Below are 11,390 nucleotides of genomic sequence, written 5' to 3'. Positions count from 1 at the left end.
CCCGAGATCAAATAGGAAACGAAGCGGTCCCCGCCTCTAGGGCGGGGACTGTGGTTTAACGCTATGGATATTCGAAAAAAGAACGTACTGTTGGCGGTCGTCATCGCGATTATCGCGCTGATGCTCTACATCGGTGCGATCCTTAAATTAATTACTACGTCATCCGGTCAGTGAACGATTCAGAAAGCAGAAAAGTCAATAAGCGATTGATTTGGTCAATCGTCTTAGTGGCTGTCGGAATGTTCGGTTTCGGCTTCGCCATGGTTCCGCTGTACAACGTGTTCTGCGAGGTTACGGGACTGAATGGAAAAGTGAAAACGGAGGCGGTCGCGGACGCCGCTTATGTAGTCGATCAATCGCGGGAACTGACGATCGAATTCATCACCTCGGTCAATGAGAACATGCCGCTCGCTTTCCGTGCGGAAAAAAACAAGATGAAGATACATCCGGGGCAGTATTACACGGTCAAGTTCTATGCCGAAAATACGACCGATAACAAAATGGTCGGGCGTGCCATTCCCAGCGTAGCTCCCGGCGTGGCCACGGAATACCTGAACAAGACCGAGTGCTTTTGTTTTTCCGAGCAAGAATTCGAACCGCACAAATTGCGCGAAATGCCGGTTCGATTCGTGATTGATCCGTCCATTCCGGAAAACGTGAAGGATATGACCCTTTCCTACACGTTCTTCGATATCACCGACAAGAACCAGAACTGACGAGAGAAAGATCAACAATTTCAAAAGCAGGGGAATGTAATGGCTACGAAAGACGCGTACTATCTACCGCACAAAGCGAACTGGCCCATCGTGGGATCGATCGGCCTGACGACTTTGCTCGTGGGATTTGCTAATTACCTTAACGGATCGAGCATCGGTGGAACCCTAATGGTGCTGGGAGCGGGCATCGTGATCTTCATGATGGCCGGATGGTTTGGCTCGGTGATAAAGGAAAGCGTCGCCGGGTTGTATAACCAGCAGGTGGACGGTTCGTTTCGAATGGGGATGATTTGGTTCATTACCTCGGAAGTATTCTTCTTTGCCGCGTTCTTCGGCGCGCTCTTTTACGCACGTATCTACTCGGTGCCGTGGTTGGGCGGAGAAGGTAATTTCTCTGCCGGAGCGACTGGAGACTTGTGGCAGGGATTTCAGGCGATGTGGCCGACCAACGGACCGGGACAGGTGGGCGGCGAGTTCGAACCCATGGGCGCATGGGGTGTTCCGGCTCTGAATACTCTGATCCTGTTGAGCAGTGGCGGAACCGTTACCTGGGCGCACTGGGGATTGCTGGCGAATAATCGCGGACAATTGATCAAAGGTCTGATTGCTACGGTTGCCCTAGGTTTTCTGTTCGTGATCCTGCAGGGGGTCGAGTACCACGAGGCCTACACCGAAATGGGGCTGACCTTGGGCTCTGGAATCTACGGCTCGACGTTCTTCATGCTGACCGGGTTCCACGGTTTGCACGTGACCATCGGTGCCATCATTCTTACGGTCGTCTTGCTCCGGAGCATACGCGGACACTTCAACCCGGAACACCATTTCGCGTTTGAAGCGGCCGCCTGGTATTGGCACTTTGTCGACGTGGTGTGGTTGGGGCTCTTCATTTTCGTCTACTGGCTGTAACCCGCCACTGCTTTTTACCAAAAGGGGCGCTACTCTCCTTGGGTAGCGCTCCTTTTGTCTATCCGCCCGGAAATTCGAATAAAGATGTCAGGCCGGTCATTGTCGAGTCGAGGAAGACGGGAGTCTTATTTCATTGGTAAATAAGCCGCCGATATCGACGCGATCGAAATGATAACGGCGGTTGCAGAATTCGCAGCCAACCTCGACTGAATCCTCTTGCTCCAAAATCGATTCCACCTCGTGATTCCCCAAGGTGAGCAGGACGGATTCGATGCGCTCCCGCGAGCATCCACAGCGGAAGGAGATCGGTTCCGAGTCGAAAAGCCGTACCGATTCTTCATTAAAGAGGCGATACAACAGTTCTTGACTGGGTAAATTCAGCAACTCCCCCTCGGTAACCGTATCCGCCAAGTATTCGACGCGCGTCCAATCGTCGCGATCGCGTTGTTTGGCAGGCAGTTCCTGGATGAGCAACCCTGCTGCGCGCTGTTCGTCGGCCGCTAACCAAAGTCGGGTCGCCAGTTGTTCCGAGCGTGAAAAATAGGTTTCGATAGCGCCGGCCAGATCGTCTCCCTCGAGAGCGACGATACCCTGGTACGGTTCGGAATCCTCGTTCTGGACCGTCAACACCAAGTGCCCCGGACCGTAGATGTCGGACAGCGTTTCTCCCGTTACTTCGCCGCGCCAGTGTGCGAGTCCGCGAATAGTTCTTTGGTGCGTTGCCTGCGCCACTAAAGTATTCAGCGGTCCGTGGCCTTGAGCCTGAAGAATCAAAGACCCCTTGAACTTGATGGTGGCGGATAGCAATAGCACGGCAGCAAGTGCTTGTCCCAACTGGCTCGAGACGGCAGGAGGGTAAGGATGGCGTTCGAGCACGGCTTGCCAACTCGCGTCGAGCCGTACGAGTTCGCCTCGTATCCCGAGATCTTCAAACAAGAACCTTTGGAAACTGTCGAATTCACTCATCGTCTAACCAAAAAGTTTTAAGGAATGTCACTTTGCCTTTTAATAGGCAGAAACTGCTAGTCTACAAGGTTCTGCTAGCGATATTCATGCGGCTTCTGATTGACAGATCACCGAAGAGTAAATTCCATGTTTACGAAAAAGCTTTCGCTGCCTGATGACGATTCCGCTCTTCCCGGCCGAGTGGAAAAGATGCCGGTTCCGGAGTTGCATTTTGTAAATGGACATCGGATGGAGCCGCCATATCCGGAAGGATCGGAAATTGCGGTTTTCGGTCTTGGCTGCTTTTGGGGTGCGGAGCGGAAATTCTGGCAGACGCCCGGCGTTTACGTAACGGCAGTCGGCTACGCTGGCGGAGCTACGCCTAATCCCACTTACGAAGAAGTATGTAGCGGGATGACCGGTCACGCCGAGGTCGTACGCGTAGTCTACGATCCTAATAAGATCCATTACCAAGATTTGCTGAAACTATTTTGGGAGTCTCACAACCCTACACAAGGCATGCGCCAGGGCAACGACATCGGGACGCAATACCGCTCGGTCATTTTCACCTATACGCCACGCCAGAAAGAACTGGCTATCGTTGCCCGCGATGCTTATCAAGCAGCCTTGAGCCAAAAAGGATATGGGCGAATCACCACCGAAATCCGCGAGGCTCCCGAATTTTTCTATGCGGAACCCTATCACCAGCAATATCTGGCCAAGAATCCCGGCGGATACTGCGGTTTAGGCGGTACCGGAATAAATTGCCCTACTGAATTTGGCGCGAGCGTACACACCGACACCGATTGATAGCACTTAACTCCTTTGGCTATTATCGGGCGTCTCACAATATTAAGAGTTTCCATGAAAAGAATTCTGTTGATTGCATTTTTCACATTGGGCCTTTCAGCTTGTGCGACCTCACCTTTGGGGCGCACCCAGTTCATGATAATGCCAGAGGACCAAATGGCGGCCATGGGGGCACAGGCCTTTGTCAACATGAAACAAAAATTGCCCATCGATCAAAGTCCGCAAACGAATCAATACGTTGTGTGTGTAGCCGGGCCGGTTGTTAAGGAGGTAGGGGGGGAATGGGAAGTCACGGTGTTTCAAGACGAATCGCCCAACGCATTTGCACTGCCCGGCGGGAAAATCGGTGTACATACCGGCATACTTCGGGTCGCCCGGAATCAGGATCAGCTCGCGACAGTCATTGCGCATGAGGTCGCGCACGTGCTTTCTCGGCATTCGAATGAGCGAGCTTCCCAGCAGGTGGCCGTGCAACAAGGGCTGAATGTCATCCAAGCGATAACCAATCCGACTACTCAGACGGGCCAAGTGATGATGGGGGTATTGGGCTTAGGCGCCCAATACGGTGTTCTTATGCCGTATAGTCGTCTACAGGAAAGCGAGGCCGATTTGCTCGGATTGGAGCTGATGGCCAAAGCAGGCTTCAACCCGCAACAAAGCATCGATCTCTGGATCAATATGGAACAAGCGGGCGGTGGGCAGCCGATAGAGTTTCTTTCGACTCATCCGTCTCATGCTACTCGCATGCAAGAGCTTAAACAAAACATGCCCAAAGCCCTGGAAATGTATCGAAACGCACAGGCAATGGGTAAAAACCCTCGTTGCGGTGGTTGATCCGGCATCCCGGGCGATGCGCGTTCGCGCAAAAAGAAAAGTGCAGGGAGAAAGATCCCTGCACGTCAAGAGGAGGATTGTGAGCACTAAACGTGCGTCTGGTCTCAGCTAGGAGCAGCTCCTAACGAGTGATTAACATTCTAGCAGTGAAACTTGTACGCGAAATGTGACAAATTGTCGCGCAATCCAAGGATTCGCGTGTTGAAAGGAAACAATCCATCGGAAAATAAAAAAGGCAGAAGAGCTAGTCTTCTGCCTTAATGAGGAGGCTATAGCGCACAGCTACAGATAGCATCTGATCGTCGGCCTGCTACCGTCTTGCCGGTTCCTTAGGCATCAGAAACCACGATCTAATACTAGCAGTCACATTAGTAATCAAAAATGTGACAAATTGTCGCATTCGCCCAACAAAGTCGGCCATTTACAATCCGCTCCATGAACTCAAACCCGCTCATGAACATTCCCACTCCGGCGGACACGGAAACCGACGCTCGTCAAAACCTTCGCTGGCTGTTCGTTTTGCGCAATCTCATGATTACGGGGCAAGCGCTTATCGTTCTGATCAGTGTCTACGGATTGGAGATACCGCTTAGCGAAGTGCCTCTTACAGCCATCATGACGGCGCTAGGCGCCTTCAACTGGTGGACGTGGTTGAGGCTCAGCAATCCCCGCCCGGTCGCCGAAATGGAGTTGTTCATGCAACTTTCATTCGACGTCCTGGCGATTACCGCGATTCTCTATTTCACCGGGGGCGCCACCAATCCCATGGCCTGGTTTTTCCTGCTTCCGCTGATTATCGCGGCTACCGTGCTGCCCCAGTTTTATACCTGGTATATGGTGATCTTCACTTCCGGGTGTTACACCATACTCATCGGCTTTTACCAGCCGCTTCCCGACATTCAAGCCGTAACTTTGCACGGCGACGCCCCGCCCGCCGTTCAGGCCCTGATGGAGGACCACAGCATTGAACTGCACGCGTTCGGCATGTGGTTCGGGTTCGTATTCAGTGCCGTTCTCGTGGCTTACTTCGTCGTAGAGATGGCGAAAACACTGAGAGAGCGTGAACGCCGCTTGGCTGAAGCTCGCGAGCAGGCTTTACGGAACGAGCGGGTTGTTGCGCTGGGGACGCTGGCGGCCGGTGCGGCGCACGAGATGGGCACCCCGCTGGGAACCATGGCGATCCTGATTCATGAAATAGAGAGCGAATGTGAAGGCGCCAAGCAAGACGATTTGTTGGAAAAAATGAAAATCCTGCGGGAGCAGGTGGTCCGCTGCAAAAAGGCCCTTTCGGTCATGTCGGCGTCGGCCGGTGCAATCAGAGCCGAATCGGGCCACGTAATGCCGCTGACGAACTATCTGGAGGAAACGGTGGATAGCTGGCGGAAACAGCGTCTCAACGCCGAGTTGGAATACGAAAAGGTTGGGCCTTTGCCTCCGCCGTGCATTTTGGCCGAGGATACCCTTACCCACGCTTTAGTTAATATTCTCAACAATGCCGCCGATGTTTCGCCGCGTGGGATAAAGCTGCGCGCCCGCTGGAGCTTCGAGCGCGCGACTTTGGAGATCCTCGACCAGGGACCTGGCATTGCCCCTACGCTATCCCAGCGTCTGGGAAAGGCGCCGATCACGACTAAAGAACATGGGTTGGGGGTCGGGCTATTCTTGGCATTTGCCACTATCGAGCGCTTGGGCGGTCGAATAGAGATGTTACCTCGTGTCGAAGGCGGCACTTGCACGCGCATCGAACTTCCATTGCTGCGTCCGAATTAAGATCTATGAACAATGCAAAATCCTCATCCGATACCCCTCGTCCCAGTCTGTTACTGGTCGATGACGACCCTACGTTCTGCGGAGTTTTGAAGCAAGCCCTCGAGAAGCGCGGATTCGAGGTGCACGCCGCTCAAGACCTTGAGACCGGCACCGCGCTGGCGGAACAAATCGAGCCCGAGTATGCTGTGATCGATTTGCGGATCGGCCACGATTCCGGGCTGATTTTGGTCAAGCGGCTCCACAATCTCGACGCCAACACTCGTATCGTCGTCTTAACCGGGTACGCCAGCATCGCCACGGCCGTCGAAGCCATAAAACTGGGCGCGATCCAATATCTCACCAAGCCTGCCGATGCCGACGAGATCGTCGCGGCCCTCCATAAGGATCAAGGCGACGTCTCCGTCGAAATCAAGGAAAAGCCGCTCTCCGTTCGGCGCCTGGAATGGGAGCACCTGCAAAAAGTCTTGATCGAGCACGGCGGTAACATTTCCGCCGCCGCCAGGGCGCTGGGCATGCACCGCAGGACATTGCAGCGGAAATTGGATAAGCGGCCGGTGAGGGAGTGACGTTATCGGCGGCGTTTTTCAACGTTCCCACGCTTCCGTGTCTGGGGTCTTGAACCGGGATTTCTATTTTTGTTAAAGCTTTGCAGCCCTGTTCTCGGGGCCGCTATCCAGTTGTTTGAGCGTTTTTCGGTTCGATGTAGCGGATTTGTCGGCAAGGGATTGCCGACCTACGAATCGATGTCGCCTAGATCGTTTTTCATCGGTGATAGCGGCGTGGATCGGGAAACCGCCCCTGACACCGGAAATAAGCCGCAGGTCGGCAATCCTTTGCCGACGTAACAGATGTGGCGGAAAGAATTTCCGACCTACAGCAACTTGGGTCGCTACACCACATCGGAAAATGCTCAAATCGTCAGAAAATCTCTTCCGACGTAGCCACTACGACCAGTCCGCCGAGTTGGACGATCATGCGCCGTTCCACCCCTGGCATGTCGCGTTTTATGGCAAGTTCTGCTTAGCCTTGCGCCTCTTCGAAGGCGTCTGCAATCGCTTCGGCTTGGCTTTCAGGTAGGCCGGCTTCTTTGAGCTTTCAGACGAATTTGTGAGTATCGAATGCAACGGTTGCCTGCTGAATCCTCTTGCCTTCAGTTTAACAACAAGGGGCGTTACTCGATGCGCGCCATTAAGAGAGTCGGTATAGTTGTCTTACCAAATCTTACTATTAGCCTGGAGAACTTCGTGGAAACGACCAAACTGTCGTCGAAAGGCCAGATTATTCTGCCGAAGTCGGTGTGTGAGTCGCACCACTGGCAACCCGGAATGGAACTTATCGTCGAGGACCGACCGGAAGGCGTCCTCTTGCGCCCGGCAAAGCCTTTCCAACCTACGCGCCTGCAAGACGTGATCGGCATCGCCGGGTATGCAGGTCCGGCGAAGACCCTCGAAGACATGGAAAAAGCCATTGCACAAGGCACGCTGGAACGCCATGCTTGCGGTCGATACTAATGACATAGTCAGGCTCCTCGTCAACGACGATCCGGGGCAGACCGCACGCGCCATCGCGGTATTTGACTCGGAGCCAATCTTCCTGCCGAAAACCGTCGTACTTGAAGCCGAGTGGGTGCTCCGATACTGTTACGGATTGGAGCGGAAAGCGATCGCCAAATCTTTCCGTGCCGTCGCCGGCTTGCCGAATGTTACGTTGGAAAATCAAACCGAGGTCGCCGATGCGCTCGCCTGATTCGAACAAGGATTAGACTTCGCCGACGCGCTGCACCTGACGAGCAGTGCGTCGGCGGAACGATTCGGCACCTTCGATGAGAAGTTGATCAAGCGCGCCCAAGGGCTCTCGGAGGTCGAACCGGTCGTGATTTAAGATGCATTTGCTGATCCGGCCGCGCCCGTGGTCGTTGTCTCTGTTCTGACATTAACGTAATGCGCCGTATGGATTTGGGCATCGACAGCGGAACCCGTGAGTCCGATGATTGCCATGAGGCGGTCGTGCAGTGCAATGCGCGGGTAGGCTATGGCGCGCCACATCCTCTTTTCGCCCATTCGGAAGGGGCGGGTTGGCAGAAAGCAAGAAACAAAAGCCTGACCCTTATTTCTAAGCCAGAGCGAATGATTTCTGCTACTCTGGCAAGAACTCAGAACTTAGAGCCTGCTCCAGCGAGTAGGGGCAACTTTGCGGAAAAGAAGATTCGTCAAGTCCGGTTTCTTTGGCGGCCATTAAAACGGCGTCTCCAAAAGCGTCGCTCAAGACGGTTTCGGCATAGGGTTTAAGACTCGGATTGTCGGTAAGCAACCGTTTTAAACGCCGACGCTGTTCTTTAATGGTTAGTTCCCAGCTTTTGCCGCGATAAAGCGGCTGATAGTGCCATTTAAGCAAGTGAGCCAGCAACAATCCTAAACGATTAATCAATTCTCTTCGTTCACTGGCTCCCATGCTTTCGATTTCCTCGGCAAGATGCTCTAAATCAAGTTCGCCAAAACGCCCTTCTCTGATAAGACGAGCGCTTTGCTGCGTCCAAGCGTAAAAATCCCGGGCGTAAAGATCTTTTGCGATCTTCATTGTGGTATCTCCATGCTGTAGGCGTTGCCGCATAATGCATGTTAGCAAATTCAAGGAATCTCTGAACAAGCCCTCTCCCTCTGGGATAAATTTGCCGGGAGCAAATTTGGGCGAGTGGAAGAGTCGTGCCGGCGCTCCCGGGACGACCGTTTGCGATTGGAACTCGCCCGGAGGGTGTCGGGCAGGAAAGCCGACAACATTGGATTGGGTGAGGGTCTTTCGGTTTAAACCGTGACGCAAGTCATTTCCCCAATCGCAAACGGTCGCTGGGGTCGCACCCCTTCCGAACGGAGAGTTAATCAGAGCCTCCTTAACGTAATGCGCCGTATGGATTTGGGCGATCTATGGCGAGCCCCGTGAGCCCGATGATTGCCTTGAGGGGGCGTGCGGTGCAATGGGCGGGTAGGCTATGGCGCGCCACAGCCAATTTCCGCTCATTCGGATAAGGCGGTTTGGTAGAAAGCAAAAAATGAAAGCCTGACACTTTCTCGGCGGCAACATCTCCGCCGCAGCGCGGGCGCTGGGGATGCATCGCAGGACTTTGCAGCGGAAGCTGGATAAGAGGCCGGTGAGGGAGTAGGTTCTGCTCCGTCCCTCATCTACTGAGCTTTTCAACTGCTCACTCTTTGCCTATCTATCAACTCCCTCCGTACCGAACGATCTTTCAGTCCAAGCCGGATGGGTGTGGAGTGCTTGCCGAGTCAATCTTCAGAGATATTGAGACCGTTCGAAAAGCTCCTCCGACAGAAACGGCAATCTTCGAGTGACGTTATTCGTCACTTTTGGACTTTGGATATACATATTCAAGGACTCTATTTCCACTTTGTAAATCGGAAATACCGCATTCGAGCGGCATTAGGGGAGGCTGGCATGGGCTGTGCACTGTGTTGGCCGAGAGCAATAAAGCTTCTTGTCCAACCCATCCTTTAACGTAATGGAGCTCGAGATGAATACGAATATCAATCTGAGACAGCAAGGTGGTTTTACTTTGATCGAATTGATGATTGTCGTGGCAATCATCGGTATTTTGGCGGCAGTGGCGTTACCTGCTTATCAGGACTATACGAAGAAAGCCAAAATGTCCGAAGTGGTATTGGCTGCATCGCAGTGTCGCACCACGATAAGTGAAGTAGTTCAGTCAATGGCGGGGTCTAGTTTGGGGGTGGCAAACAGCTGGGGCTGTGAGGCTAACACTGATGAAGCCGGCGCCGGTCCTTCGAAGTATGTCAAGTCGATTACGACGAACGCGAATGGTGTTGTCACGGTGAAGGCGCAAGGATTTAATGATGCAAATATTGATGGTAAGTCGATTAAGCTAACCCCGTATTCGGATACGGCTATGGCAAACGCGATTAACGTGAGTGCGGCAAATTCAGACCAAGGCAAACAGATAGCCGCTTGGAAATGCGAGGCAGTGGATAACGAAATTAAGAAGTTTTTGCCTGGGTCCTGTAAGTAGCATTGGCGCTATGGCTTTGATTTGAGTCAGGTAGCGTGGGCATGCGCCCATGCCCACAACATACTGAAAACCGCCCGCAGGTCAACTGATGGGCGGTTTTTCCATAGGTAGTTTTTTGTTGTATCCATCAAGCCCCAAGAGAACGGTGTCTCCTATTGTTTTTTGCCCGCCGCTGAAAATGGTGAAACCGAGTCCGACCTTCGCTGTAGAATCGACATCGGAAAGCCAGCCAGGAGGCTATGGAATGCATCCTGTCCAATCGAACTTTGTGATCGATTTTCTCTCCCATTCTAGTGAGGCCACTTCTTGGCAGCGCCATCGGTCGGTTCTGGGTAAAAGAACTCGCGATGGATGATCACTACTTGTATCGGAATAGGGGTGGCCCGCAACTATTCCCCAAGATGGGTTAATATCAGCCTGAGATTTTGAATGTTCTCAACGAAGGAGGCCGCCCATAGGACTTGCACTTCGCGATTCCGAACATCATACCTACGCCGAGTATCTGTCTCGCCGGAGGATGTTCGCTACGAGCTGATCGACGGCAGAGCCTATCTCATGGCGCCCGCCCCGAGTCTGAAACATCAGATATAGCCGGGGTGTCACCACCGGTATCAAGGGGAGCCCAATTTTCCCCAGGTGCGGGAATTGAAATTTCCCCACCCGGTTCACGCATTGGTCTCTTCCGGGCGGACGAGACCGGCCTTCAACTTCTCTTTTTAGCGATACGAATTGCCGCGGATATTGAGTGTCACCGCATGATGCAATAGCCGGTCGAGGATCGCCGTAGCGATCACCCGGTCGCCGAACACCTCGCCCCAGGCGCCGAAGCTCTGGTTGCTGGTCAGGATCATCGGTCCCCGCTCCCCGCTCCCCGCTCCCCGCTCCCCGCTCCCCGCTCCCCGCTCGTAGCGCCGGCTGATGAGCCCGCGTAGGGCGCAATAGTTTCAGCGTATTGCGCCGTATGGGAAGCTTATTTATGCGGCGCAATACGGGAGTACCCTATTGCGCCCTACATGTTCTGGAACACTGTTAAGAAGGCGTTGCCCGACTTTATCGGGAAGGTCAAAGATATTCAGCACGAACTGTAACAGCCCGAGTTAGGCGCTTTAATGTTCGCGCAAGAAGAATCACTGATTAGTCAGCTTCTGGTCCATAGTTCTACGCTGTCGATAGAATCAGCATTCTCAAAAAATTGCAAATCTTCAGTTCTAAAGAGGGCATGCGAGCGCTCATGACCTGATGAGCAACGTTATCATCCTGTCCAGGTGATAGGTATGTACTTCATGTTGACCACTGAAGCTGGACGGCACAAAAATTCATCAATGGACAAAACCCATCCAATCCTGTCCGTGAGAGTTGCCCCCTTAGGATCA

The 11,390-nt window shown here is 53.3% G+C and carries 12 protein-coding genes and 2 pseudogenes; 11 read left to right on the top strand and 3 right to left on the bottom strand.

All coding sequences use genetic code 11. The features are described 5' to 3' along the window. Positions 1 to 170: 170 nt before the first annotated feature. Both B2A78_RS03565 and B2A78_RS03560 read left to right on the top strand, forming a co-directional pair. Positions 171 to 716: a cytochrome c oxidase assembly protein gene (locus B2A78_RS03565; RefSeq protein ID WP_077728531.1), complete on the top strand. Its 546-nt coding sequence runs from the start codon at positions 171 to 173 to the stop codon at positions 714 to 716. 39 nt (positions 717 to 755) lie between these two features. Then, complete coding sequence (locus B2A78_RS03560) at positions 756 to 1,622, top strand: cytochrome c oxidase subunit 3 (RefSeq protein WP_077728530.1); 867 nt, start codon at positions 756 to 758, stop codon at positions 1,620 to 1,622. A 96-nt stretch (positions 1,623 to 1,718) separates the two neighbouring features. Here the strand turns inward: B2A78_RS03560 and hslO are convergent, their stop codons facing one another. Further along, complete coding sequence (gene hslO, locus B2A78_RS03555) at positions 1,719 to 2,588, bottom strand: Hsp33 family molecular chaperone HslO (RefSeq protein WP_077728529.1); 870 nt, start codon at positions 2,586 to 2,588, stop codon at positions 1,719 to 1,721. A 126-nt stretch (positions 2,589 to 2,714) separates the two neighbouring features. Here hslO and msrA point away from each other — a divergent pair, with 126 nt between their 5' ends. From msrA to B2A78_RS03520, 7 genes are all read left to right on the top strand, one after another. Beyond that, positions 2,715 to 3,377, top strand: a complete 663-nt coding sequence (gene msrA, locus B2A78_RS03550) for a peptide-methionine (S)-S-oxide reductase MsrA (protein WP_077728528.1) — start codon at positions 2,715 to 2,717, stop codon at positions 3,375 to 3,377. 54 nt (positions 3,378 to 3,431) lie between these two features. Then, entirely contained in the window at positions 3,432 to 4,211 is a 780-nt protein-coding gene (locus tag B2A78_RS03545; RefSeq protein ID WP_077728527.1) for a M48 family metallopeptidase, read from the top strand. A gap of 453 nt (positions 4,212 to 4,664) precedes the next feature. After that, positions 4,665 to 5,981 carry an ATP-binding protein gene (locus B2A78_RS03540; protein ID WP_077728526.1) on the top strand — a complete coding sequence of 439 codons (1,317 nt, stop codon included), beginning with the start codon at positions 4,665 to 4,667 and terminating at the stop codon, positions 5,979 to 5,981. Positions 5,982 to 5,986: 5 nt separating this feature from the next. Further along, positions 5,987 to 6,547: a response regulator transcription factor gene (locus tag B2A78_RS03535; protein ID WP_077728525.1), complete on the top strand. Its 561-nt coding sequence runs from the start codon at positions 5,987 to 5,989 to the stop codon at positions 6,545 to 6,547. Between the two features lie 340 nt (positions 6,548 to 6,887). Next, entirely contained in the window at positions 6,888 to 7,058 is a 171-nt protein-coding gene (locus B2A78_RS25945; RefSeq protein WP_168175331.1) for a hypothetical protein, read from the top strand. 167 nt (positions 7,059 to 7,225) lie between these two features. After that, on the top strand, positions 7,226 to 7,492 hold the full coding sequence (locus B2A78_RS03525; RefSeq protein WP_077728524.1) for an AbrB/MazE/SpoVT family DNA-binding domain-containing protein: 267 nt from the start codon (positions 7,226 to 7,228) through the stop codon (positions 7,490 to 7,492). After that, complete coding sequence (locus B2A78_RS03520; protein WP_205780649.1) at positions 7,473 to 7,727, top strand: hypothetical protein; 255 nt, start codon at positions 7,473 to 7,475, stop codon at positions 7,725 to 7,727. Before B2A78_RS03525 ends, B2A78_RS03520 begins: the two co-directional genes overlap by 20 nt. A gap of 390 nt (positions 7,728 to 8,117) precedes the next feature. On the opposite strand, the gene B2A78_RS03515 is transcribed toward B2A78_RS03520, so the two are convergent. Beyond that, a complete protein-coding gene (locus tag B2A78_RS03515) occupies positions 8,118 to 8,558 on the bottom strand; it encodes a DUF29 domain-containing protein (protein WP_077728523.1) in 441 nt (146 codons plus the stop codon). A 493-nt stretch (positions 8,559 to 9,051) separates the two neighbouring features. Between B2A78_RS03515 and B2A78_RS03510 the strand changes: the two are divergent. After that, positions 9,052 to 9,138: pseudogene (locus B2A78_RS03510) on the top strand (helix-turn-helix domain-containing protein); the annotation flags it as partial. A 366-nt stretch (positions 9,139 to 9,504) separates the two neighbouring features. Further along, positions 9,505 to 10,017, top strand: coding sequence for a pilin (locus tag B2A78_RS03505; RefSeq protein ID WP_077728543.1), 513 nt, complete (start codon positions 9,505 to 9,507; stop codon positions 10,015 to 10,017). A gap of 716 nt (positions 10,018 to 10,733) precedes the next feature. On the opposite strand, the pseudogene B2A78_RS03500 reads toward B2A78_RS03505, so the two are convergent. Next, a pseudogene (locus B2A78_RS03500) lies at positions 10,734 to 10,868 on the bottom strand (ATP-binding protein); the annotation flags it as partial. Positions 10,869 to 11,390 lie beyond the last annotated feature (522 nt).

The organism is Methylocaldum sp. 14B (assembly GCF_002005105.1).
GTDB lineage: Bacteria > Pseudomonadota > Gammaproteobacteria > Methylococcales > Methylococcaceae > Methylocaldum.
This window is presented reverse-complemented; position numbering and strand designations above follow the sequence as displayed.